At 62.5% G+C, this 23,748-nt stretch carries 19 protein-coding genes and 2 tRNA genes; 8 read left to right on the forward strand and 13 right to left on the reverse strand.

The annotated features are described in order from the left end of the window. The 4 genes from ICM05_RS10100 to ubiE all read right to left on the reverse strand — a co-directional run. Window positions 1-1,207: hypothetical protein (locus ICM05_RS10100; RefSeq protein ID WP_188024466.1), on the reverse strand; the 1,207-nt coding region annotated here is incomplete at its 3' end. Between the two features lie 375 nt (window positions 1,208-1,582). Further along, a complete protein-coding gene (locus ICM05_RS10105; protein ID WP_188024467.1) occupies window positions 1,583-2,959 on the reverse strand; it encodes an FAD-dependent oxidoreductase in 1,377 nt (458 codons plus the stop codon). Window positions 2,960-2,965: 6 nt separating this feature from the next. Further along, on the reverse strand, window positions 2,966-3,979 hold the full coding sequence (locus ICM05_RS10110; protein WP_188024586.1) for a polyprenyl synthetase family protein: 1,014 nt from the start codon (window positions 3,977-3,979) through the stop codon (window positions 2,966-2,968). A 41-nt stretch (window positions 3,980-4,020) separates the two neighbouring features. Then, on the reverse strand, window positions 4,021-4,770 hold the full coding sequence (gene ubiE, locus ICM05_RS10115) for a bifunctional demethylmenaquinone methyltransferase/2-methoxy-6-polyprenyl-1,4-benzoquinol methylase UbiE (RefSeq protein ID WP_188024468.1): 750 nt from the start codon (window positions 4,768-4,770) through the stop codon (window positions 4,021-4,023). 99 nt (window positions 4,771-4,869) lie between these two features. Between ubiE and ICM05_RS10120 the strand changes: the two genes are divergently transcribed. Further along, window positions 4,870-6,216, forward strand: coding sequence for an isochorismate synthase (locus ICM05_RS10120; protein ID WP_353055884.1), 1,347 nt, complete (start codon window positions 4,870-4,872; stop codon window positions 6,214-6,216). A 22-nt stretch (window positions 6,217-6,238) separates the two neighbouring features. Here the strand turns inward: ICM05_RS10120 and menD are convergent, their stop codons facing one another. Both menD and ICM05_RS10130 read right to left on the reverse strand, forming a co-directional pair. Next, window positions 6,239-7,963, reverse strand: coding sequence for a 2-succinyl-5-enolpyruvyl-6-hydroxy-3-cyclohexene-1-carboxylic-acid synthase (gene menD, locus ICM05_RS10125; RefSeq protein ID WP_188024469.1), 1,725 nt, complete (start codon window positions 7,961-7,963; stop codon window positions 6,239-6,241). Then, complete coding sequence (locus tag ICM05_RS10130; RefSeq protein ID WP_188024470.1) at window positions 7,960-8,445, reverse strand: PLD nuclease N-terminal domain-containing protein; 486 nt, start codon at window positions 8,443-8,445, stop codon at window positions 7,960-7,962. The genes menD and ICM05_RS10130 overlap by 4 nt, the downstream gene beginning before the upstream one ends. 116 nt (window positions 8,446-8,561) lie before the next feature. On the opposite strand from ICM05_RS10130, the gene ICM05_RS10135 reads away from it, so the two are divergent. After that, entirely contained in the window at window positions 8,562-8,948 is a 387-nt protein-coding gene (locus ICM05_RS10135; RefSeq protein WP_188024471.1) for a DUF4229 domain-containing protein, read from the forward strand. Between the two features lie 220 nt (window positions 8,949-9,168). On the opposite strand, the gene ICM05_RS10140 is transcribed toward ICM05_RS10135, so the two are convergent. The 3 genes from ICM05_RS10140 to ICM05_RS10150 form a co-directional block, all read right to left on the reverse strand. Beyond that, on the reverse strand, window positions 9,169-10,146 hold the full coding sequence (locus ICM05_RS10140; protein ID WP_188024472.1) for a 1,4-dihydroxy-2-naphthoate polyprenyltransferase: 978 nt from the start codon (window positions 10,144-10,146) through the stop codon (window positions 9,169-9,171). Further along, window positions 10,143-11,378: an AMP-binding protein gene (locus ICM05_RS10145; protein ID WP_353055885.1), complete on the reverse strand. Its 1,236-nt coding sequence runs from the start codon at window positions 11,376-11,378 to the stop codon at window positions 10,143-10,145. The genes ICM05_RS10140 and ICM05_RS10145 overlap by 4 nt, the downstream gene beginning before the upstream one ends. 240 nt (window positions 11,379-11,618) lie before the next feature. Beyond that, complete coding sequence (locus tag ICM05_RS10150) at window positions 11,619-12,560, reverse strand: 1,4-dihydroxy-2-naphthoyl-CoA synthase (RefSeq protein ID WP_188024473.1); 942 nt, start codon at window positions 12,558-12,560, stop codon at window positions 11,619-11,621. A 113-nt stretch (window positions 12,561-12,673) separates the two neighbouring features. On the opposite strand from ICM05_RS10150, the gene ICM05_RS10155 reads away from it, so the two are divergent. Next, window positions 12,674-13,654 carry an o-succinylbenzoate synthase gene (locus ICM05_RS10155; RefSeq protein WP_188024474.1) on the forward strand — a complete coding sequence of 327 codons (981 nt, stop codon included), beginning with the start codon at window positions 12,674-12,676 and terminating at the stop codon, window positions 13,652-13,654. A 606-nt stretch (window positions 13,655-14,260) separates the two neighbouring features. Here ICM05_RS10155 and ICM05_RS10160 read toward each other — a convergent pair. Together ICM05_RS10160 and ICM05_RS10165 are read right to left on the reverse strand one after the other, a co-directional pair. Further along, window positions 14,261-16,036, reverse strand: coding sequence for an AMP-binding protein (locus ICM05_RS10160; RefSeq protein WP_188024475.1), 1,776 nt, complete (start codon window positions 16,034-16,036; stop codon window positions 14,261-14,263). Window positions 16,037-16,051: 15 nt separating this feature from the next. Continuing rightward, window positions 16,052-16,624: an adenine phosphoribosyltransferase gene (locus ICM05_RS10165; RefSeq protein WP_188024476.1), complete on the reverse strand. Its 573-nt coding sequence runs from the start codon at window positions 16,622-16,624 to the stop codon at window positions 16,052-16,054. Window positions 16,625-16,818: 194 nt separating this feature from the next. Here ICM05_RS10165 and ICM05_RS10170 point away from each other — a divergent pair. The 5 genes from ICM05_RS10170 (at window position 16,819) to ICM05_RS10190 (ending at window position 21,072) form a co-directional block, all read left to right on the forward strand. After that, window positions 16,819-16,892 (forward strand) — tRNA-Arg (locus ICM05_RS10170). Between the two features lie 81 nt (window positions 16,893-16,973). Then, a tRNA-Arg gene (locus ICM05_RS10175) sits at window positions 16,974-17,050 on the forward strand. A 514-nt stretch (window positions 17,051-17,564) separates the two neighbouring features. Continuing rightward, window positions 17,565-18,341 (forward strand): DUF6602 domain-containing protein, encoded by a 777-nt coding sequence (locus tag ICM05_RS10180; protein ID WP_188024477.1) that lies wholly within the window; start codon window positions 17,565-17,567, stop codon window positions 18,339-18,341. A 299-nt stretch (window positions 18,342-18,640) separates the two neighbouring features. Next, window positions 18,641-19,270 (forward strand): trimeric intracellular cation channel family protein, encoded by a 630-nt coding sequence (locus tag ICM05_RS10185; protein ID WP_188024478.1) that lies wholly within the window; start codon window positions 18,641-18,643, stop codon window positions 19,268-19,270. 89 nt (window positions 19,271-19,359) lie between these two features. Beyond that, window positions 19,360-21,072: a long-chain-fatty-acid--CoA ligase gene (locus tag ICM05_RS10190; protein ID WP_188024479.1), complete on the forward strand. Its 1,713-nt coding sequence runs from the start codon at window positions 19,360-19,362 to the stop codon at window positions 21,070-21,072. Window positions 21,073-21,127: 55 nt separating this feature from the next. Here ICM05_RS10190 and ICM05_RS10195 read toward each other — a convergent pair whose 3' ends face one another. Continuing rightward, window positions 21,128-22,903, reverse strand: coding sequence for an alkaline phosphatase family protein (locus tag ICM05_RS10195; protein ID WP_188024480.1), 1,776 nt, complete (start codon window positions 22,901-22,903; stop codon window positions 21,128-21,130). A gap of 60 nt (window positions 22,904-22,963) precedes the next feature. Then, the gene (locus ICM05_RS10200; RefSeq protein ID WP_188024481.1) at window positions 22,964-23,632 is read right to left on the reverse strand and encodes a YoaK family protein; all 669 of its coding nucleotides are present in this window, start codon (window positions 23,630-23,632) and stop codon (window positions 22,964-22,966) included. Window positions 23,633-23,748 lie beyond the last annotated feature (116 nt).

The raw sequence follows: 23,748 nt of genomic DNA on the forward strand, positions 1-23,748 counted from the left end.
GACCAGGAGGCTCCGGCGGATCAGGATCCCCCGAAGGACCAGGAGGCTCCGGCGGATCAGGATCCCCCGAAGGACCAGGAGGCTCCGGCGGATCAGGATCCCCCGAAGGACCAGGAGGCTCCGGCGGATCAGGATCCCCCGAAGGACCAGGAGGCTCCGGCGGCTCCGGCGGACCAGGAGGCTTCGGCGGCTCCGGCGGATCAGGAGGCTTCGGCGGCTCCGGCGGCTCCGGCGGCTTCGGCGGCTCCGGCGGCTCCGGCGGCTCCGGCGGCTTCGGCGGCTTCGGCGGCTCCGGCTCTTTCGGTGGTGCTGGCTTCACAAGGTCAAAGGAGACCACCGACGCACCAGCTGGGTTCACCACTTCTTGATCAAGAATGTGTTGTTCAATGAAGAATTCGTTCTTGCCGTATGACAGGTTAGGGATGGTAACTGGGGCCCACACGCCTTCGGGATTGACAATTCGCCGCCAGATGATCGTGCGTTCTGCGTTGTAAATACCAATCAAGGAACCCGGTGTCGCACGCCCGCTCATGGTCACGGTACGGGCCGTTGCGTCCAGCGCGTCGAGGTTGATCGTTGCAAGTTCAGCTACTTTGACTTTCAGCCGGGCTGTCGAGGTCTTACCTTTGACGGTTTGTGTCGCCACGACGTCGACCTCGTCACCCCATGCCAAGGGATGCTTGAATCGGTAGAACCAGTACCCATCACGCTCGACCCAAACTGTCGCCAGCAGCTCATCGGTAGCACCGTTTCTCAGAGTCAGATCGTTGCGCCCAATTGCCCTGCCGTAAATGAGCGGTGTTTGGGTCACGCTCACTGTCGACTGACCCAGAATCTCGACGTAATTGATGGGGAATGGCGTTTGGATGAAGTGGTAGCTCCTCCCACCCCACACGATGTCATGAGAACCCGACCTCGGGCCGAGATACTTTCCGCGGTATTTCCCGTCTTTCGCGACGAAGCCAAACTGCGTCCAGGTGGCACCAACGCGCACCGTGGTGACGAGTTGGCAGGTGCCCTCGCCAACCGGGATCCATCGCAAGCCATTTACGGCATCTGGTTGTTCAGCTGCCAGGCACCATTGTTCACCCGTGTCAGTTTGGTAGAGAATGTCTGCGGTGTTTCCCAGGTTGGGGATTCGGAAGAGCCCGCGGTCACTCCCCATACTGCTGTTTGCAATCAGCCCGGTAGCCGTTGTACCACTCATTCCCCATTCACCGATGGTCGTGTAGAGATACCCTTCCCACGCTTGCGCGGGCCCACTCGAATACAAATTGGCTGATGCACCAAGCACTACCGCACTGGCAATGACTGCGACTGCCCGCGATGCCGACCGTTTGCGCGGCCTGACAGAAAACCTTACGGCTGAATTGTTCAAGGCGTTCACCATTTCTGAAAATTGGTAAGAATGCCCCCCCTCAATGAACCCTAAAACCCCAGGGAAAAATAGTCCAGTTTCCTGTGGATGGTGACCAATTCTGTACTGGGTGAGTGCTCGATACTTTGATCCGGTGCAGACAAAAGTGCCCGGCTCCAAACGGAACCGGGCACCTCAGTCAGCGAGCGCTACGCGCCAAACACGTTACTCACCGCGCGAAATGTTGGTCATTTCATCGCGAGGAACCACCTTGATACGGGTACGGCCCGCAGCCTCTCCGAGCGCAAGCTCGTGAGCGTCAAGGCGGTGCCAGCCATCAATGGTTGTATAGGGGACGTTACGCGACTCAAGCAGGGCAGGGATCGCCTCGGTGTCGGTCGCCTCGGGCGACCACAGGTTTGCCTGATCCGCGATCAGGCATTCGAGGGTCTCCATAGCGTCGGACTTCGTATGGCCGATGAGACCAATCGGGCCACGCTTGATCCAGCCGGTCGCGTAGACGCCGGGAATCTGCTCACCGGTGGTGTCGAGGACACGACCCTTGTCATTGGGAATGACACCGCGCTCTTCGCTGAAGGGGATCTCGTCGAGCGGCGAACCGAAGTAGCCAATCGCGCGGTACAGCGACTGCATCGGGATGGTTTCGAACTCGCCGGTGTCGATGACTCCGCCGTTGCCGTCGGGTGCGGTGCGCTCAATCTTGAGGCCGGTGACGCGGCCTTCCTCGGTGACGACCGCGACGGGCTTCGACCAGAAGTGCATGTGCAGACGGCGCGATGCGGGAGCGACGTCGCCGGCCTCGCGTTCCTTCTGCTCAGCGCGCCACTTGTCCATGATGCGGGTCATCACAACGACCTGCTTGTTCTTCATGAGCGTCTCGTCTGCGTAGGCGTCTTCGCGATCGAAGTCTGCCTCGTTGATGACCATGTCGACGTCGCGAACCTCGCCGAGCTCGCGGAGCTCGAGCGGCGTGAACTTCACGTACTTGGGGCCGCGGCGACCGAACAGGTGGAGTTCCTGGATCGGGCTTGCCTTGAGACCCTCGTACACGTTGTCGGGAATCTCAGTCGGCAGCAGGTCATCTGCGTGCTTAATGAGCATGCGTGAGACGTCGAGCGCAACGTTGCCGTTACCGATAACGCCAACGCTCTGCGCTTCGAGGGGCCAGGTGCGGGGCACGTCGGGGTGACCGTCAAACCAGCTCACGAAGTCAGCTGCGCCGTAAGAACCTTCAGCGTCGATACCCGGGATGTTGAGATTTGCATCGCGGATCGCGCCGGTCGAGAAGATGACCGCGTTGTAGTGCTTCTTCAGGTCGTCGAGGGTGACGTCAACGCCGTAGCGGACATTGCCGAAGTAGCGAATCGCACCCGAGTCGAGCACGTCGCGGAGCGCGGTGATGATGCCCTTGATACGGGGGTGATCGGGCGAGACACCGTAACGGACAAGGCCGTAGGGTGCGGGGAGCTGCTCAAACAGGTCCACCTCGACATCGAAGTCGCGCTCGGCCTTCAGCAGCAGGTCTGCCGCGTAAATTCCTGCGGGACCCGCGCCAACAATTGCAACACGCATCTTTTCCATAGGTACTTATCCCTCTCGGGTCACGATCGCATCGGCGAGCTCCACGAGCGCCTGCTTCACGGCAGACTTCGGGAGCACGTCGAGTGCGGTGACAGCATCGTTTGCCCACTTGCGGGCGGTAGCTTCGGTTTCCAGCGTGACCTCGTGGTTGCGGAGTGCCTCAACCTCGGGGTCCAGAACTGCGGGATCCGCGCCACCGGCAATCGCTTCGACACCTGCGTCGATGCGCTGCAAGAGAGCCGCGTCAGCTTCATTGCCCTGTGCCGCGCGCTCGCGCAGCAGCAGCAGGGGCAGGGTGACTACGCCCGCGCGAAGGTCGGTACCAGCGCGCTTGCCGGTCTGTTCCTTCTTCGGGGAAAGATCGATGACGTCGTCGATGAGCTGGAAGGCGACGCCGATCCGCTCACCATACTCAGTGACTGCCTCAATGACCTCGGTGCTTGCGCCGCCGAACATTGCGCCCATGCGCGCAGCGGTCGAGATGAGGGCACCGGTCTTATCTGCAAGCACCTGGATGTAGTGCGCGATCTCGTCGTCCTCCGGCTGCGGGCCGACGGTCTCATGGAGCTGGCCAAGGCAGAGGCGCTCGAAGGTGCGCGCCTGCAGCAGAATCGCGTCTTCGCCCATGCCAGACACGAGCGTCGAAGCACGCGCAAACAGCAAGTCGCCCGCGAGGATCGCGACCGAGTTCGACCAGACGATCTGTGCTGCGGGGACACCACGGCGAAGCTTTGCATCGTCCATGACATCGTCGTGGTAGAGCGATGCGAGATGCGTCATTTCCACGGCCTGCGCAGCGCGGCGTACGAGCTCGTTCGGGCCATCGCCCAGCTGGCTTGCAAGCACAGTAAGAACGGGTCGGATCCGCTTGCCGCCTGCCTCAGAAAGGTAGCGCGCGGGTGCGTCTGCGATGGGCGACGCAAAGGTGAGGTGCTCGTTCAGGCCGACCTCGATGAGGTCGAGCTGCTCGCGCATCTTCTTCTCGAAGCGGCGCTCGTGCGCGCTCCGGAACATGCGCATCGGCAGCGCCTGAGTAGTCGTGTCAGCGACGATCGGATCGGTCACTCTGCATCTCCAGACTCGGGGCTCTCGGTGGGCGCCTCAGCCGGCACGAAGCCGCGGTGAAGCGCGACGATACCGAAGGTGAGGTTGCGGTAGCCAACGCGTTCGAGGCCGGCCTCGCGGAGCCACTTCGCGAGATCCTCCTGCGTGGGCCACTGCTCGATCGACTCGTTGAGGTACTCATACGCAGCTGCAGCGCTGCGGTTAATGAGACCCGCAACGCGGGGCAGAATCTGACGACCGTAAATGCCATAACCCAGGCGGATGAGACCGTTGGTTGGGCGCGAGAACTCGGCAATCACGATGCGGCCGCCCGGCTTCACTACGCGGGTCATCTCAGCGATGGCCTTCTTCGGGTCTTGTACGTTACGGAGACCGTACGAAATGGTCGCCGCGTCGAACGAGTTGTCTTCGAATGGAAGATCAGTCGCGTCTGCCCACTGGAACTCGATGCGCTCGTTGCCAGCCTGGCGGCGGCGGCCCTCTGCGAGCATGCCCTCAGAAAAGTCAGCTGCGACGACGTGTGCACCGCGCGCGGCGAAAGATGCCGAAGAAGTACCGGTGCCTGCAGCAAGATCGAGCAGACGCATGCCGGTGTGCGGCGCAACCGCTTCCGTCGTCATGTGGCGCCAATAGCGGTCACTGCCGAACGTCAAAACATCGTTAATGAGGTCATACTTCGTGGAGACGTCATCAAACATTGCGGAGACGTCTGCGGCGGCCTTGGTCGCGGTATCTGGGCGAGTCACCCCACCATGCTAGCCCGTTCCACTGACATGAACTCTCATATAGTGGTGCACTTGCAGCGCGCCTCAAACTTTCCCAGTCGACCGCGCTAGATTAGTTGTGTGTCTGAGTCGTCTGTCCCGCAGCTTCGCTCGGTGACGCGACCGTTGCTCACAGACGGCGAGCTGCCTGAGTTGTTGGCATTCGCTGACCCGCAGCAGCCCCTGTACTGGAACCGCGGTGACCGCGGAGCCGTGGGAATTGGTGAGGCGATCCGCCTCGAATTCAGCGGTGCCCACAGGTTCACCGAGGCCTCGCGCATGTGGCGGCGGATCGCAGCTGCCGCCACCGTGGAAAACCCGGTTGGCCTGCCCGGCACTGGACTGCTGGCGTTTGGCACGTTCACGTTCGACGCGCGCAGCGAACACGTAAGCGTACTGATTGTGCCGCGGACGATCATCGGGCGATCCGGTGACCAGATGTGGCGCACCGAGGTGAGCGTTACTGACGCTGGCGCTGCTGCTGACGCTGTTGTTGGCGCAGTCGTGCCCGTGAGCAACGCTGAAATTCCGGTCGCGACGCCGTTTGCAGCGTGGGACGCCATCGATCTCGCCTCCCCCGAAACGTTTGCTACTGCTTCGGGCTGCACCGCGCAGTCCCCCGGCACCATTGCCGGATACACCGCGGGTGTCGTTGAGTCTGTGCGCCGCATCGATGCTGGCGATCTGGAGAAGGTCGTGCTTTCGCGGCAGTTGGAGGGGCGGATCGCGGCAGACGCCGACATCCGGACGCCCCTCGCGCGACTGAGCGCCGAATACCTAAACTGCTGGACCTTCGCCATTGATGGACTTGTCGGATCGAGCCCAGAGACGCTCGCACGCGTCATCGACGGCAAATTTGAGGCTCGCGTGCTTGCCGGCACGCGTCCCCGCACGGGTCTTGATGCGGTTGCCGATGAGGCAGTTCGTGCAGAACTCCTCGCGAGCGACAAAGACCAGCACGAGCACGCCTTTGCCGCGCAGAGCGTGGTGACGACGTTGAGTCCCCATCTCACCGACCTCACCACGAGCGAGGAACCTTTCGCGCTCCAACTGCCAAACGTGTGGCACCTCGCAACCGACGTACGCGCGCAGCTCGCAGAGGATGTGACGACGCTGGAGCTGGTTGCTGCGATGCACCCGACGGCAGCGATCGGCGGCACCCCGACGATTGAGGCTGTCGAGGTCATTCATGAGCTCGAGCCGTTTGATCGTGGTCGCTATTCTGGCGCGGTCGGCTGGATTGATGGCAACGGCGACGGTGAGTGGGTTATCGCGCTCCGTTGTGCACAGATCGGCGGCCCCGTTGACGGCACCCGGTCGATCGTGGCGAGTGCCGGCGGCGGACTCGTCGCAGGCTCAGACCCCGAGCACGAACTACTTGAGACCGTCTCGAAGTTCCGGCCAATTACGACGGCGTTCGGCGCCTAGCGGCAGCCGCCACCGACGCCAGTTAGCGCGCGAGCGCGACCTCAATGAACGTTCGGTCCGTAACCGTCTCTGCGAGCGCCTCTTCAAGTTGCTGCTGCGTTTCGACGAGGATGTGCTGCCAGCCTGCTGCCGTTGCGAGGGCCGCGATGTTCACTGTCTGCGGCGTGAACATGACGCGCTCGTAGGCTGATCGCTCAGCTGAACTGGCAACCTCGAGGCCATCAAAGATCGTGCCGCCACCGTCATTGCCGAGGATGATCTGCATGCGAGGAACCTGCTCTCCCGCTGGCGCGAAGAGCGAGGTCGCATCATGCAACAGTGCAACGTCGCCAATGAGCAACCGCGTCACGCTGTCTGGGATTACAGACTGGCTCGCGAAGGCAATGCCCGCGGCGGTCGCAATCGTCCCGTCGATGCCAGCAAGACCGCGGTTCGAACGCACATCAACCGTGCGCGGTGCTGCGACCCCGTCGAGTACGCGCACGAGGCGAGAGGCTGCAAGCATGAGGCGATCTGTCGGTGCCGTGGAGTTCCACACCGCTGCAACAAGTGAGCGACGCGACGGCGCAGCGCCCGCGGCGATGGCGGGAACGGCTACTGCGTGGGCACGATCCGCCGACTGCCACGCAGCAAGCCAACTCGCGTTGGTCGCACGGTCGTAGCCGGGGGCGACGCGAGCGTGGCGCACGATGCGCGCCGAGCGCGCTGGATCGTAGTGATCAGTATCAACGTGCGGATCAACGACGATCGTCTCGACGTCAGCGCGGCCAACGAGCGCGCCAATCTGGCGCGTGAGCGTTGGGTGGCCGAATACGATTGCGCGGTTGACGGTTCCGCCGAGGGCGGGCTGGTCGATCAGCACTGCATAGGCGGTGATCGCTTCGTCACCTTCACGGCAGCCGCTCACCACCTCACCGAGGAGCGGGAGCCCTGCGGCACGAGCAAAGTCGGTTGCCTCGGTGCCTGCTGCTGCGCCAGCGATGACCACGGTGCGCGCATCGGCAACAGCATCTGCATCATGCTCGGACTCGAGCGTAAAGGTGTTGATCGTCGCGGTGCCGAACGCTGCTGCTGCGACGTTGCCTGCTTCTAGGGCGCGGATCGTGCGGGCCTCCGCACCCTCCTCAGCCGCGGCGGCGAAGCCACCGGCGATCATCGCCTCGAAGCCTGCCGTGCCTGAGAGCGGCTCACGGAACTGCAGGTTCAACTGCACCGGACCGGCGGGTTGACCGCCGGCACGACCGAGCGCTGCCGCGAATGCGTCGCGCGCGAGCTCATCAGGGTCTTCTGCGTGCTGCGATTCTGGCGGTGCGACATCGCGCGAGAGTCGGGCCGCTGCGCCGAACATGTCGTACTGGAGCGTGGTCTGGCTTGCGCGGGTGCCGCGCTTGTCTGCTGGGCGATCCGCGCTCAGGGCGATGAATGGGACGCGGCCCTCGTGCGCCTCGAGCGCGGCGGGCGCGAGGTTGGCGACCGCGGTTCCACTCGTCACGACCACGGGGGCCGGGAGCCCGGTCTCACGAGAAAGACCGAGTGCGAAGAAGGCTGCTGCCCGCTCGTCATGACGTACGTGGAGGCGGATCGCGCCAGCCCGTTCTGCATCAGCTGCTGCAAGCGCGAGCGCCTGCGAACGGGAGCCAGGGCAGACAACGATGTCTTGCACGCCGCGGCGAATCAGGCCTGCGAGGAGTTCAACAGCAAAGATCGAAGCGGGAGCGGGCGCGGCGGGCGCGGAACCTGCGCTCATGAACGACGCGAACCATTCTCGGGGTCAGCATTGTCAGCCGAGTCCTTGGGGTTCTCGCCAGCTCCCGACTGCGGCTTCGGCTCTGACGCCGGCTTCGCGTCGTCGCTCGGCGCAGTGCTCTTCTGCGCATCGTGTGAGTGGTCAGTGTGATCAGTCGCACCCTCACCGGGGAACACCTCGTTGTCGAGCGCACGGAGCTGCGCCTCAAGGTCGTTCAGCACGCTCTTCTCCTGCTCGGAGAGTGCTGGGCCAGTGAAGCGCGGGTCGTCGTCAGGCGCCAAGACCTGTGCCTGAGCCGTCTTGCCCTTGCCGACGAGCAGCCAGAGCACCGCACCGATCACGGGGAGGAGCACGATCAAGATGATCCACACTGGCTTCGCGACGCCGCGGGCGCGCTTGGCATCGGTCATCGCCGCATCAACCAATGCGAAGAGTGTGAATGCAACGGCGAGTACGACGCCTACGATCAAGAACCGAACCATGACCCCATGCTACTCGGGTGTGCTGGGCGATGTCCGAGCAAACTACGCGCCTGTGGATAGGCGATTTCCGCTGGCCTGAGGGTCGTCTTCAGCGTGCGCCGGTACACTTGCCGTTCGTGACCGAAAACCGTAGCAATCGCAAAGCATGGCTGACCTACACTCTCCTGCGCCTGGCGTTCTTCTTCGTCCCGCTGGTAGTGCTGTACCTCATTGGCCTTGGCCCATGGTGGTCAGCCGGATTCGCGACGCTGATTGGCGTCGCACTGTCGATTCTGCTCTTGTCGAAGCCGCGCGAGCAGGCATCCGAGAGCATCTACGACTGGCGCAACCGCGACCGCACCGCAGATGACATCGTTGAGGACGACATTCTCGACGAGCCGGGTTCGGCAGCGCCAGCTGCGGGGGCAGCGGACGTGGCTTCGGCTGAGGCTGCACCGGCGGCGGCTGAGGCAGAGCCCACGACTGAGGCCGATGCGCCTGAGGCGCCCGAAGCTCGCGCATAAACTTCAGAAGTACGGAAGGCGCCCGGTAGTGATTCACTACCGGGCGCCTTTTCTCTCGCGGCCGTGCCGCGACGCAGTGCTCGCTACGCTCAACCCCTCGAGATGACCTCATTCTGCCGAGATCTGCCCTTTCTGACCGCAGAAACGGGTGATCTCGGCAGAAACGGCCACGTTCGCGGGGTTGGCTGTTCTAGGAGGCTGAGGCGGGGAAGCTCGCCGCTTAGAACCCGAAGGCGTAGCCGAGGCCGATGCCGTAGAACAGCGCAGCGAAGCTCGTGAGCTGCAGTACGAGGATGAGTTCCTTGGGAGTCTTCGCGGTGAGCACGATGATGATCGCGGGAACCACCAGTACGAGTACGAAGAAGACGAACAGCATGCCCGGGTAGAAGATCAGGAAGATCGCGGGAACCAGCAATGGCAGTACTACGCACGCGATGAAGAGCGCCTTTGACCAGCCTGCGCCGATCCGCACCGAGAGCGTGTTCTTGCCAGCAAGGCGGTCAGTCGGGATATCGCGAAGGTTATTTACGACCAGCACTGCGACCGCGAAGAGGCCGATACCGACACCAGCGAACCACGCTTCCTGCGGGATGATGTCGCTCTGCAGCCACACGGTTCCCACAGTTGCTACCAGGCCGAAGAAGATGAAGACCATGATCTCGCCGAGACCCATGTAGCCGTACGGCTTCTTGCCACCGGTGTAGAACCAGGCGGCCACGATCGCGATGAGACCCACTGCGAGGAACCACCAGCGACCGCTGATGACGACCGCGGCAAGGCCAGCAACCGCCGACAGCCCGAAGAACACGAGCGCCGTGATGAGCACGTGCTTGGGATTGACGAGGCCAGATCCGGTCAGGCGAGCCGGGCCGACGCGATACTCGTCGGTGCCGCGCACGCCGTCCGAGTAGTCATTCGAGTAGTTCACACCGATCTGCAGGAACACTGCGACCACGAGCGCGAGAATCGAAAGCGGCCAAGAGAACGCCTGCAGCATGTTCGCAATGCCTGCGCCCGCAACGACGGGCGCGACCGCGAGGGGCAGGGTGCGCAGACGCGCGCCACCGACCCAGTTGCGCCAGGTGATGCGGGGCGGAGCGCCCGCAGCAACCTGTCGCTCAGCCGCAGCGCGGGTTGCCGGGTTGCCGGACTTGAGCTTGTTCTGCGCCTGGTTCTGCGATTCGCGAGCCTGGTTCATCGAGCGTCTCCTGAGTTCGAGTCGAGGTTTTCGAGTGCGGTGAGGTCCTGATCCGCCAGCCATTCTGCGATCGCACGCAGGTTCGGCTTGCCCCCCGCGAGCCGCGGCATGGCCTCAATTCCCACTGCCCACTCGGGCACCGCTGCCGGGCCGAGCGCGCTGTGAACTGAGGCGCGGATCTCCTCAAAGTCTTCGCGGTCAGTGCCCGCGGGCGCCTCCACGACGAGCACGGGACGGTCGCCCCACTCGTTCGCGGGAACACCAATTGCGCCTGTGGACAACGCTACTGCGCTCCCCCAGCCACGGTGTTCGCGGACCACACGCTCGACCTCGTCGAGCGACACGTTGATACCACCACTGATGAGCACGCGATCGATGCGACCGGTGACCGTCAGCATTCCGCCGAGCAATTCACCTGCGTCGCCAGTGCGGTACCACCGCACAAGCTCGCCAGCACGATTTACTTCTTCAATGAAACGATCGTCAGTGAGCTCAGCATCGTCGATGTATCCAAGGGCCAGGCATGAACCGGAGAGCTGGACTTCGCCTTGGCGGATCCGCACCCCCGTGTCACCAATTTCGACACCGTCGTAGACGCATCCGCCGCTGGTTTCGGTCATACCGTAGCTGCGGCGGATCTTCACGCCAAGGTTGTATGCGCGCGTGCGCAGGTCGAGCGACAGCGCCTGGCCGCCGACGAGCACGGTGTCGAAGCGGCGAAGGGTGTCTGCAGCGTCTTCGTCGTTCTCTGCAAGGTCGAGCAGGCGTTCGAGCTGCACGGGAACGACCGAAACGTAACGGCGGTCATGATCCATGGTCTCTGCCGCAGCGAGGAGCGCCGCGGGGTCGCCCGCTTCGTCGCAGAACACGGGGTCAATGCCAGCAGCTGCGCTGCGAACGAGCATCTGCAGGCCCGAAATGAGGTGCCCGGGAAGAGTGACGAGCCACTGACCGGGCCCGCCAAACACGGCGTGGGTTGCCTCTGCACTCGCGAGGAGCGATGCGGCCGAAAGTGCGACAGCCTTCGGGATTCCGCTCGAACCAGAGGTGCGAACGACAACCGCCGTGCCCTCGGGAAGGTCGGCAGCGCGCAGCTTGTCGACGGCCTGCTCATCAATGCCCGGGCCGACCGGCAGCACCGGGGCTCCACCCTGCAGGGCATCGCCGAGCGCGGCAATCAACCACGCTCGGTCATCTACGGGAATCGCGCGAAGCGTCTGCGAAGAAGTCACCCGTTAATCGTACCCGGGGTCGCGTATTTCGGGTTTAGCTCACTCACAGCCGGGGTCTCTGCCTGCGCTTCGGTGCGAACCCCGCGATACCGGGGGTCTCGCCGGCTTCCGGCGCGACCCCTCGAAACAGGGGGTTTCTGCCGAGATGAGGTCTTTCTTGCGCAAGAAAGGGCCCCGTTCGGGAGAACGGGGCCCTTTCGAGGGGTTGAGACGCTAGCGAGCCTCGCGCGAACTCAACTTTTAGTAGTGGTATGGGAACGCCGACCAGTCGGGGTCGCGCTTCTCGAGGAACGAGTCGCGTCCCTCAACAGCTTCGTCAGTTCCGTAAGCCAGGCGCGTGGTCTCGCCAGCGAAGAGCTGCTGGCCAACGATGCCATCGTCGACGGCGTTCATCGCGTACTTGAGCATGCGGATCGCGGTCGGCGACTTGCCCAGAATCGTGCGTGCCCACTCGATGCCCTTGGTCTCGAGCTCAGCGTGCGGGACGACCTCGTTAACAGCACCAATTTCGCGGGCGCGATCCGCGTCATAGGTCTCAGCGAGGAAGAAGATCTCACGCGCAAACTTCTGGCCGACCTGGCGGGCGAAGTACGCGCTGCCGTAGCCCGCATCGAACGACCCGACGTCGGCATCGGTCTGCTTGAACTTTGCGTGCTCGCGGCTCGCGATCGTGAGGTCACAGACCACGTTGAGCGAGTGGCCGCCACCGGCAGCCCAACCGGGAACCAGCGCGATAACCACCTTCGGCATGAAGCGGATCAGGCGCTGCACCTCAAGGATGTGCAGGCGACCAGCGCGTGCCGATGCCTCGGGACCGACCGCGGTCTCGTCTTCTGAGTACTTGTAGCCGTCACGTCCGCGGATACGCTGGTCGCCGCCCGAGCAGAACGACCAGCCACCGTCCTTCGCGCTCGGACCGTTGCCTGTGAGCAACACAACGCCAACACGGGGGTTTACACGCACGCGATCGAGCGCGTCGTAGAGTTCGTCAACCGTGCGCGGGCGGAACGCATTGCGCACCTCTGGCCGGTCGAACGCGATGCGCGCGATGCGACCATCAAGACTCAGGTGCGCGGTGATGTCGGTGTAGCGCTCGGAACCGGGCGCCACCTCCCACACCTCGGGGTCGAAGATGTCAGAAACCTTGCGCGCCTGGTTGGGCTGTGAATCCTGCGTCGTCATGTGCCCAGCCTACTTCGCCTACGGCCGCTGCAGACAGCTATGCGCACCTGCCACCCAGCATCGCACCGCGCGGATCCATCAACGCTCACACCCCGGCGTGGGAAGATCACAGTATGACTTCTCCGTCACTCGAAGCGTTGCTCACATCTGCGCACGTGGTTGCGATTCCCACGCGCACGAGGTTCCGCGGGATCACCGTTCGCGAAGCCGTCATCTTCGATGCGCCCAACGGCGCGAGCGAGTTCTCGCCCTTCCCTGAGTATGACGACGCCGAGGCCGCGCGCTGGCTCGCGGCTTCCCTCGAGTACGGCTGGGGCACGGTGCCAACACCGTTGCGCACAACAATTCCCGTCAACGCGACCGTCCCCGCAGTTGCTGCAGACAGCGTTGCTCACATTCTTGAGCGCTTCCCGGGCTGCACCACTGCAAAGGTGAAGGTTGCCGAACGCGGCCAATCACTCGCCGACGATATTGCTCGCGTCGCCGCTGTTCGAGAGATCATGGGTGAGGAGGCGCGGATCCGCATCGACTCCAACTGCGGCTGGTCCGTGAGCGAAGCACACGAGGCAATCACCAAGCTCGCGCCCTACGACCTTGAATACGCAGAACAGCCCGTTGCGACCGTGCCCGAGCTGGCACAGTTGCGCGACATGTTGGGCGGATCGGTGCGCATCGCCGCCGACGAAAGCGTGCGCAAGGCAGAGGATCCCTTGGCTGTGGCCCGCGCCGGTGCCGCGGATCTCCTCATTGTGAAGGCGCAGCCACTCGGCGGCATCGCCTCGGCACTCGACATCGTTGCAGAAGCGGGACTCCCCGTCGTCATCTCCAGCGCGCTCGACACGTCAATTGGTATCTCTATGGGCCTACACCTCGCTGCCGCACTTCCCGAGGGAATGCTCGCTGGTGCCTGTGGCCTTGCCACGGTTGCGCTGCTTGATGGCGATGTGGCGGCGGATCCGCTGCTTCCCGTAGACGGTGAGCTCGCAATGCGACGCCCTGTGCTTGCCCCAGAGGCGCTCGAGCGGTTCCGGGCGGCGCCCGATCGCGAAGCGTGGTGGCTCGAGCGCGTGCAGCGCTGCTTCGCCACGCTCTAGCTCGGCGTCCGAACGCATACCATTTCTCGTCACGCAAACGATTCACGACGCTGCACCCCGGATTCGGGCGAACACGCCCGGCCTCTTATCCCCACACGCCCGGGACGTCGGTGCACAACTTGTGCATAACTGTGTATAACTTGACGAGAATCTCTCAGGTTTCTCACACATAGCACGAAACGCCCGCGCGCAACCGAGTTCAAAATCATTGCCACGACTGGGATGTGACCAACTTTGTAATTACACACATGAGGTTATCCACATGTGGATAATTACATGTGTGTAATTCGCGCCAAAGGCTGTTGTATTAGCCCGGCTTAGGCCAAACTTCCGCTTTCACCGTGGATGAGTTCAAGCTCAGGTTCGGGCGCGTTCCCCACCCGCGCACGCCACCCCGCGCGCATGCGCGCAAGAAAAGACGGGCCGGCCGACGGCCGGGCTGCCTGAGGCTCCGTCAGCACAGACCAGGGCAGCGAAAAGGGCTCTTTCTCTCGAGAACAGGGGATTCATACGCATGAAACTGCCTGTTTCGGGAGAAAGAGCCCTTTTCGAGGGGTTTACCCACAAGTGGGGGAGGTGGCGCCGGCAAGGGCGGGCGCCACGGGCCTAGCGCTTCAGATCGGGGAAGTCTTCCTCGCGCCACTCGCTCTCGATGCGCGTGCCAGCATCGAAGGCCTCAACCTCGCGCTTGCGCAGCTCAACGCGGCGGATCTTGCCCGAGATCGTCTTCGGCAGCTCGAAGAACTCCACTCGACGAACGCGCATGTACGGCGGCAACGCCACGCGTGCGTGCGCCAGGATCGCACGCGCGGCTTCCCCATCAGCTGCAACGTCTGGCGCCAGCCCGACGTACGCCTTGGTGACGTTGAGCCGAGTGTCATCGGGTGCGCCAACGACGGCCGCCTCAGCAACGAACTCGTGCTCGATGAGCGCGCTCTCAACTTCGAACGGCGAGACCTTGAAGTCGCTGGACTTGAAGATGTCATCGGTGCGACCAATAAAGGTCAAGACACCAGAAGAATCAGCCTCAGCCACATCGCCGGTGTGGAAGTATCCGCCGGCGGTGACCTTTGCGGTCGCTTCGGGGTTGCCGAAGTAGCCGGGCATGAGATTGACGGGTCGGCGGGTGGCCGATCCGCCATCTTCTGCACCGAGGCGCAGGCAAACTTCGCCCTCAGCAGCCAGTTCGCCGGTCATCGGGTCGACGAGCACAACGTCGACGCCGGGCAACGGACGACCCATTGCGCCTGCCACAACACTGTCGCCCGGCATGGTCGCGATGAGGGCGGTGGTTTCGGTCTGACCGTATCCGTCGCGGATAGTCAGGCCCCACCAGTCCTCGATCCGCGCGATGACCTCGGGGTTGAGCGGCTCGCCAGCCGACACGACCTCACGCAGGGCTGCAGGCTTGTGCTCGAGCTTCTTCTGAATGAGCATGCGCCACACGGTGGGCGGCGCACAGAAGGTATTCACGCCGACGCGGTCCAGTTCGGAGACCAGGTGATCCGCGTCGAACTTTGCATAGTTCGCAACAAAGATCGTCGCGCCAACGTGCCACGGTCCGTAGAAACTCGACCATGCGTGCTTGCCCCAACCGGGTGCGCTGATGACCGAGTGAATGTCGCCGGGGCGCACGCCGATCCACGACATCGTCGTGAGGTGACCGAGCGGGTAGCTCGTGTGCGAGTGCACGACGATCTTGGGCAGGCTCGTAGTTCCCGAGGTGAAGTAGATCAGCGCGGGATCCTCGCTCACGGTCACCCGTGAGATCGGAGCCTGCGAGGCGGATCGCGCCTCGTCATACGGCGACCAGTCCCAGAGCGCGGCGCGCTGGTTCTTGTCAGCAGCCTCGAAGCCGACGCAGACGCCGCGGTACTTGCCGGGAACGGTGGTGAACTTCACTGCATCTTCGGGCGCAGCAAAGACCCACTTGACCTGGCCGCGGGCGACGCGATCTTCCAGCTCGTGCGAGCCGAGCACGACTGAGGTCGGCAGGATAACCGCGCCGATCTTCATCGACGCGAGCATGATTTCCCAGAGCTCGAGGCGGTTGCCGAGCATGAGCATCGCAACGTCACCCTTGCGCACACCGATGCTGCGCATCCAGTTCGCGACCTGATCGGAACGTCGCTTCATCTCGGCGAACGAGACCTGCTGCTCGGTGCCGTTCTGCTCTGCGATCCAGAGTGCGATCGCGTCGCCGCCCTCGCTCGCGGGATCGTCGCCGGCCGCGATGACGTCGAAGGCATCGAGCGCCCAGTTAAAGTCTGGCCCAACGTCGGGCCAGACGAACTCTTCGCGAGCGCGCGCGGGGTCGCCCGCGAGGGACAGCAGTTGGTCGCGTCCGGCGAAGAATGCAGCGGATGCAGGGGAAAGTGACATGGAGCTCAAATCTAGTTACTGCGCTTCGTGCGCGTTATGGAAGACCGTGTGCAGATCGGGATCACCGATCACGTCACGTCCGCCAAGCCCGTCAATCTCGAACAGCACGGTGGTGCCGGCGACGACGTAGCCAAGCTCGGCCATGAGCTCGCGGGCTGCGGCGAGGGTTCCGCCGGTCGCAAGCACGTCATCAAGAAGCAGCACACGGGTGCCGCGCGGGAAGTCATTGTGCGCCTCGATCGACGCGGTGCCGTATTCCAGCGCGTAGTCGGCCTTTGCGGCCGGACGCGGGAGCTTGCCTGCCTTGCGGATCGGCATCACGCCAACACCCGCAGCGTATGCGGCAGCAGAAGCAAGCAGGAAGCCACGCGCCTCCAGACCCGCGATGACGTCATACTTGCCCTCGAAGGGCGCAATCATCGCTTCGACGGTGGCACGAAGTGCATCGCCGTCGGCAAGCAGCGGCATGATGTCGCGGAAGAGGATGCCAGGAGCCGGGTAATCAGGCAGCTCGGCAATCAGGCCTTCTGCGCGGATCAGTGCAGCATTGGGCTCAGTCGTGGACGAATGTTCGCTCGAAGTGTTCATAGGCACAACGTCCAGAGTACCCGCAGTTTCTGAGGGAAATAGGCGTTCAGCGGGAGATCTATGCGGAATTCCGACCCAACGACACTCGCGGGATGCGAAATCTTAGCGCCCTGATTTTTGTTTCGCGGGAAGGCCGTGTAAAGTTTTCTTTTGTTGAGAGATCAACGGTATAGCGACTGAGTAATCAGTAGCATGCGCCCCTAGCTCAGCTGGATAGAGCATCTGACTACGGATCAGAAGGTCAGGGGTTCGAATCCCTTGGGGCGCACCGCTAAAAATACCCGGTCACGAAAGTGGCCGGGTATTTTGTTGAGAGATCAACAGCTAGCGGCCGAGAATTCGGCAGCATGCGCCCCTAGCTCAGCTGGATAGAGCATCTGACTACGGATCAGAAGGTCAGGGGTTCGAATCCCTTGGGGCGCACCAGAGTAAAGACCCGGTCACGGAATGTGACCGGGTCTTTTTGGTGTTGTGACGCTGAATTGGCGGATCGGGCAGCCGGATCAGGCAGCCGGCGCTCTGCGTCGCCCATCTCCTTGGGGGGGCAACCCCGCGAAACCAGGGGTTTCTCGCACCGCCCAGCCCCAACCCCTCGAAACCAGGGGTTTCTGCCGAGATCACCCCTCTCATACGCATGAAAGGCCATGTTTCGGGAGAAACGGTCGGTTTCGGCAGGGTGAAGCTTGGCGACACGCTCAAGCAGCTCCGCTCGCAGGCCAGCACCACTCACCCCGGGCGCCTATGACGAGGAGTGCCGCCCGGCCATGGTTGGTTCCAACTGATCAGCCAGGAACCATTGGGAATCACTCACCAAATCTAAAGTCAGGCCCCCTGGTTTTGTCAAAATGCCGCACCTATGAGGGCCCCAATCCGAGACGCTACAGATCTCCGTCGTCGCTCCTCTTAAGTCCAATATCACTTAATGAATAGGCTTGAAGTCATGGTGAATCTTGTGGATATTATGACTAGCGTCTCCAAACAGCTCTCGACATCAATCGAGGCCAGCAGACTAGCTTTTGAGCATAACCTCACCAAGGGCGAAGCCGTAGAAAGCGCAGTTCGCAAGTTCTTCCGTACTCATCTTCCAGATTCCATCGGGGTAGCCCATGGGCAAGTAATTGACCAACATGGTGCAATTAGCAATCAACTTGATGTCATCCTGTACGACTCTCCCCGAACACCAATTCTCTTCTCAGATGAGGAGAGCGCCAATCGGATCGTCCCCGTCGAGGGTGTAATCGCCGCTATCGAGGTGAAGACGAGTTTAAAAGTAGGCGACATTCAATCAATCAATGAAAGCGCCAAAGCACTTAAGACTCTCGATAAGTCAGCTTACTTCCGGCAGGACAGCCCTCTCCAGAGCTATACCTACGCTTACGGAAAGAAGTGGTCAGAACTACCTCCGATGTACTTCGTCCTATCGTTTGATGGCCCGACCCTCGACTCTGTCACGAATGCGATGTTGCAAGCTGAAAGCAACTCTGAACTCTGGCATCGTATCGACACGGTTTGCATTCTTAACCGTGGGGTTATCGCGAATTCTGACGACAACGCAAGAGGCGTTGATGCGCTTCCTTTTCCCGGTTCGAAACGCCTAAAGTCAGGTACGGAGCATCCGCTCCTGCTCTTTTACATTCTCCTAGGCAAGTACGTTCTTCAAACGGATTTGCCGCCGATAGCGCTCCAGCGTTATCTTCCGTCGGACTTCGTATTCTAGATAAGCGCTTAATGAGTGAGTGTTTTTGGTGCAAGCGCGACCTAGCACTCATTCAACTTCAGTGTTGATCCCGCATTCCCGGTTTCAGTCGTGCCGATGACAGATTTTGAAGTGAAACCGCAAGTTTCCGACAGCTAGCGCCCACTCACCCTAACTGCGTAGTCAAAGGCCGTCGAGCCGCAATTCACCCGCTCCGAAATTAGTCCCAGGGGCACAGACGAGATCTACTTCGGTCGCTGACGAGCACCGGGCACTGCTCCTTCCGAACCCACTCCCCCACGGCCATATAAAATATGGGCATGGTTGAAATTGCTGGCTGGGTCATCGAGGCCCTGTGGATTATTGGCATTGTTGCGTTTGCCGTATCCGGCGCACTTGTTGGAGTCCGCCACAATCTTGACCTCCTCGGAGTGCTCGTCGTCGGTCTGGCTACGGGTATTGGTGGCGGCGTGATCCGCGACATGATTCTTGGTGTTCACCCGCCGGTCTCATTCACGCACTGGCCCTACTGGACATCTGCGCTACTTGCGTCCCTCGCGACGTTCTTCTTCCACCCGAGCCTCTCGAAGATTCGTATCTTTGAGATCGTGTTCGATGCGCTGGGCCTCGGAATCTTTGCCGCGTACGGCGCCGCGATCTCTGCTGAGAAGGGCTTTGGCTTCGTCACGGCCGTATTCGTCGGCACGGTTGTTGCTATTGGCGGTGGCGTGATTCGCGATGTACTCGTGAATGACGTGCCAGGTGTGCTGACCAGAGAGCTCTACGCCGTCTCGGCCATAGTCGGCGCGATCATCGCTACGCTGATCACTCAGATGACCGGCCATCTCCTCATCGCGACCGCCGTCGGTGGCGTGGTTGCTACCGCTCTCCGACTGACGTCATATGCCCGCGGTTGGCACCTGCCCAAACCACGCAGAGTCACTTCATAGTCACACCTCCGCACCTGGAAATAGATACCCCACGGGGGATGTGACAGAGACTAGGCTCGCCTCATACCGATTGGCAGGGAGGCCAGCACATGACTGCAGCGAACAACCAGGCTCAGCCAGATGAGGCGCGACCGTGGCTCGCTTCCTACGCCGAGGGCGTGCGTCCCGAAATTGATGAGGTCACGCAGACCCTCCCCGACGCACTCAAGGTGAGCGCCAAGCGGTTCGCCAACAACGTCGCGCTCGAGTTCTTCGGGCGCACCACCACGTATAAAGAACTGTACGACGAGGTCGAACGTGCCGCTGCCGGCCTCCGCAAGCTCGGTGTGCGCAAGGGCGACCGCGTAGCGCTGGTACTCCCGAGCTGCCCGCAGCACGTCATCGCGTTCTATGCAGTGCTGCGACTCGGCGCCGTTGTAGTCGAGCACAACCCGCTCTACACCGAGCGCGAACTGCGCCATCAGTTTGAAGATCATGAGGCGACCGTCGCAATCGTCTGGGATGTCGCGAGCGAGAAGATCGATGCGCTCCCCGCAGACGTACGCCCGCACCACATCATCACCGTCAACATGACGAAAGCAATGCCCGGCCTGCAGCAGTTCGCGCTGCGCCTCCCGATCTCGAAGGCCCGCACCGCACGCAAGAAGCTCACCGCGAAGCCGGCGTCGAAAGACATGCGCCCGTGGGAGTCGCTACTTGGCCACCGCATCTCGAAGCGCGTCGCTGGCCCCCAGCTCGAAGACATTGCCGTGCTGCAGTACACGAGCGGCACGACCGGCCGCCCGAAGGGTGCGATCCTCACCCACGCGAACCTGCGCGCGAACGCGATGCAGGGCCGCGAGTGGTTGCCCGGCCTCCACGAGGGTGACGAAGTCTTCTACGGCGTACTCCCCCTCTTCCACGCGTACGGCCTGACGCTCTGTCTCACCTTTGCAATGAGCATCGGCGCACGCCTCGTACTTTTCCCGACCTTTGATGTCGACCTCGTCAAGCAGGCAGCGAAGAAGTCACCGCCGACGTTCTTGCCCGGTGTGCCGCCGATGTATGACCGGCTCGCCCGCGAGGCACTGAATGGTGACCTCGACCTGTCGACGATCCGCTTCGCTATCTCGGGCGCGATGCCGCTCCCGGTCTCGACCGTGCAGCGCTGGGAGGAAGTCACCGGCGGACTCCTCGTCGAGGGCTACGGCATGACCGAAGCTTCGCCCGTTGCGCTCGGTAACCCCGCTGGCCCGGCCCGTCGCCCCGGTTCGGTTGGTGTGCCGTTCCCGAGCACCGAGATCCGCGTGATTGATCCTGACGACCCGACCGTCGAGGTCGAACCCGGCCAGCCCGGCGAGCTCCTGCTGCGTGGCCCGCAGGTCTTCAAGGGCTACTGGAACCGCCCCGACGACACCGCCGAGACCCTGCTGCAGGACGGCTGGCTCCGAACCGGTGACATCGTGACCGTCTCCGAGGACGGCTTCGTAACGGTGGTCGACCGGAAGAAGGAGCTCATCATCACTGGTGGCTTCAACGTCTCCCCGAGCGAGGTCGAAGAAGTGCTCGTCTCGCACCCCGACATCGATCACGCCGCAGTCGTGGCACTCCCCCGCGGTGACGGCTCCGAGATGGTCGCTGCGGCGATCGTCGTGCGCGAGGGCGCTGACGTCGATACCGATGCCGTGCGCACCTTCTGTCGCAGCCGACTTGCGGCCTACAAGGTTCCCAAGCGCGTTGATGTCGTCGACGAGCTTCCACGCTCGCTCATCGGCAAGGTGCTGCGTCGCGAGGTGCGGGAGCTGATGATCGCCGCTGGCTAGGTACGGCGATCATTGATCCGGCCCCGTCAATCGTGTGATTCGAGCGAGGCGCGGATCACACCCCGAAGAGACCCTGACCATACTTCTGGAGTACCGCGTACGCCTCAGCAAATGTTTGCGGCGGGTTCGCCTTTTCGGTCGCGTCGCCGTACTTGGCGAGCAGCAACCCGAGCAGTCCCTTCGCTGGCGGACTTAATGGCCGGTCTGGATCAGCGTCAGCAGGGTGACCAGAGTCTTCTGGATTCGGCGGAACGAACGCGGGAACTGGCTGTGGCCAGTCAGACACATGCCGCGGAACCTTGCGGTTAAAGCTCCCTGCCAACGAACGAGCGTTCTTGTCACGCACGGTGAGCGGTTCAAATGAGAAACGTTCGCTCAGTGTTGCTGCCAGCGATCCATGATGCATGACTTCAGAGAACACGCTGCCGCGTTCCACGTGTGCAGACACGAGAATCGAGGGCACCCGGGCTCCGAGTCGGTCAAAGGTGAATCCCATTTCGCCTGCCTCAGCATCTGGATTCTCTGCTGCCGGGGGCACCACGTGATCGTACGTGCCGCCGTGTTCGTCAAAGGTCAGTAACATCGCCGTGTTGAGGTAGTTCGAGCCGTGCTCTGACATTGCTGTGCGGATCGCGGTGTACACCCGGTGGACGAGTGCGTCACCCGCGCGAACGTCAGAGAGGGCGCCATTGTAGACGTCGATCTTGTCGACTTCGCTCTCGCGCAGCACGCCAACAGGCGGGTGGAAATCGTTGTGGTTGAAGGTCATTCGCGGTTCAACAAATGCGTACGCCGGAAGGGTGCCGTTCTTCGCGTCTTCTTCGAACTGCTCCATTGTTGCGAAGTGCTCGGTCTTCCAGTACTTCTCAAGCACTGGTGCGTGAATGACACCGGTGAATGACACTAGCTGCAGCTTGTCAAAGTAGATGCGCCAGCTCTCCCCCGCCTCTTCGAGCCGATTGAACACGGTCGGCGTAGCGGCGGCCTGCAGCCACTTCTCGTACCCGCCACCGTGCTGGTTTGTGACATAGCCGTGCGAGGTCGATGCGTGGAAGAAGCTTCGATTGCAGAACGTCTGGCTAGGTACCGCGCAGAACCAGTGGTCAAACACCCCGAACTCACGAGCGAGCGTCGACACCACTGGCAACATTGCCGGGTCGAAGGAGCCCATGATTTGGTTGCGCTCCGCCGCCGATGGCGCACGGCCCGCGATACGCAGAAACTCAGATTCGTAGTCACGCACGAAGCCGCTCATGGATCCACGCGCCCCCTTCGCAGGCGCGTTGTACGGAGGCTTCATGTCACCGACGTCACGGCCCCGGTTGCCGGAGTTCTGCTCGCCAAAGATCTGCGTATTCACATGCGGGTACTCTTCGCCAGGGTCAGGGTCTGGCTGCCGCATGATCTTGTCAGTTGGGCCTGAGTACCGATGCGCGGCAACCTCAGTGCCGTCCTCGGCGGTGTTCTTGTAGTTTCCAAACGCCAGCCCCTCGAACTTCCCGCCTGGCGGGAGTTCATCAGGGGTGTACAAATACCCGAGCACATTGTCGAACGAACGGTTCTCCCCCATCAACACCACCAGGTGATCGAATCCGGGATTCTGTCGTGGCTTGGGCACCGAGAACTCATGCGGAATATACGGGTCACCAGGGTGTGCACGTGATTCCGCAGAACGCCAGGCGCCCAGGCCGGCAGCGCCCACCGCTGCGCCCGCAGCAAGCAGCCCACCACTGCGCAACACTGAGCGTCGTGTGGGGCCAGCAGACGCGGCGTTGTCGGGCTGCCCTTCCGCGTGCTTCGCTGAGTCCTGCGGTTCGCTTGCTGCTTCCATGGGGTCAGGCTACCCCTGGGGGTGGCCGAAAAACAGGGTGTCTTTTCGGGCCACAACGGGCTATAAGCGCTGCGACCTGGCCCGAGACTGGGCCAACCCCCGCACCAGATGTGAGCCCCCGAGCACGCAGAGCACGGCGGCGGCAATCATGAGCGCCCAGACGTCGAGCGCTCGCCAGCACAGCGTGCCAACGACGGCACCGAGCGTGATCGATGCCCAGAGCAAAAATGGGCGGATCCATGCGCCACGGTTGAGCCCGGCGACCTGATCCGCCACTCCGATACCCACACTCACCAGGGTGCCGGTCGCGTAGGTGATGGCGACCTGGGCGCGACCATCTGCAATGAACAGCGTGTTCATCGCGCCCATCACCGCGGCGAGGGCGGCGAGGGAGTATCCGGGTGTTGGCCACGCTGCGACGATGAGGGCGGCTGCGGCGAGCGCGACGCCGAGGCCGATGATGCGGGTGCCGGTCGTCACGTGCGGAATTCGCACCCCGGAGAACCTGCCGGCGATGACGCCGAGCAGGAACCCGCCGACAAGTGACATCGCGACGAGCGCAGTCTGGCTGCTTCCCGCGCTCACTTCGACGCCCGCCTGCGTGGAGTTTCCGCTCATGAACGATACGAAGAGGCCGCCAGACAGGATGAAGCCGACCGCGTCCACGAAGCCCGCCATGCCCGCGAGCACGAGTGAGCCAGCGAATGAGACGCGGGAGATCTTCTGCATGTTCGCTCGTTCCCTCCCGTTGCGTGTTGGTCTTCACTGCGACCTTACTATTGCACGCAGATCGGCCATCACACACTGACAGGGGCGCGGATCGCGAAGCCCGTGCTGGCTGCTGG

The sequence above is a fragment of the Leucobacter sp. cx-42 genome, from assembly GCF_014529985.1.
In the GTDB taxonomy this organism is placed as follows: domain Bacteria; phylum Actinomycetota; class Actinomycetes; order Actinomycetales; family Microbacteriaceae; genus Leucobacter.

Bases quoted from the DNA above. Each gene is read 5' to 3' on its own strand.
- ICM05_RS10155 (WP_188024474.1), top strand. From the start codon at position 12,674: ATGACTTCTCCGTCACTCGAAGCGTTGCTCACATCTGCGCACGTGGTT.
- ICM05_RS10160 (WP_188024475.1), bottom strand. From the start codon at position 16,036: ATGTCACTTTCCCCTGCATCCGCTGCATTCTTCGCCGGACGCGACCAA.
- ICM05_RS10200 (WP_188024481.1), bottom strand. From the start codon at position 23,632: ATGCAGAAGATCTCCCGCGTCTCATTCGCTGGCTCACTCGTGCTCGCG.
- ICM05_RS10140 (WP_188024472.1), bottom strand. From the start codon at position 10,146: ATGAACCAGGCTCGCGAATCGCAGAACCAGGCGCAGAACAAGCTCAAG.
- ICM05_RS10185 (WP_188024478.1), top strand. From the start codon at position 18,641: ATGGTTGAAATTGCTGGCTGGGTCATCGAGGCCCTGTGGATTATTGGC.
- ICM05_RS10195 (WP_188024480.1), bottom strand. From the start codon at position 22,903: ATGGAAGCAGCAAGCGAACCGCAGGACTCAGCGAAGCACGCGGAAGGG.
- ICM05_RS10165 (WP_188024476.1), bottom strand. From the start codon at position 16,624: ATGAACACTTCGAGCGAACATTCGTCCACGACTGAGCCCAATGCTGCA.
- menD (WP_188024469.1), bottom strand. From the start codon at position 7,963: ATGAGCGCAGGTTCCGCGCCCGCCGCGCCCGCTCCCGCTTCGATCTTT.
- ICM05_RS10180 (WP_188024477.1), top strand. From the start codon at position 17,565: ATGGTGAATCTTGTGGATATTATGACTAGCGTCTCCAAACAGCTCTCG.
- ICM05_RS10130 (WP_188024470.1), bottom strand. From the start codon at position 8,445: ATGGTTCGGTTCTTGATCGTAGGCGTCGTACTCGCCGTTGCATTCACA.
- ICM05_RS10105 (WP_188024467.1), bottom strand. From the start codon at position 2,959: ATGGAAAAGATGCGTGTTGCAATTGTTGGCGCGGGTCCCGCAGGAATT.
- ICM05_RS10190 (WP_188024479.1), top strand. From the start codon at position 19,360: ATGACTGCAGCGAACAACCAGGCTCAGCCAGATGAGGCGCGACCGTGG.
- ICM05_RS10110 (WP_188024586.1), bottom strand. From the start codon at position 3,979: ATGCGCATGTTCCGGAGCGCGCACGAGCGCCGCTTCGAGAAGAAGATG.
- ICM05_RS10150 (WP_188024473.1), bottom strand. From the start codon at position 12,560: ATGACGACGCAGGATTCACAGCCCAACCAGGCGCGCAAGGTTTCTGAC.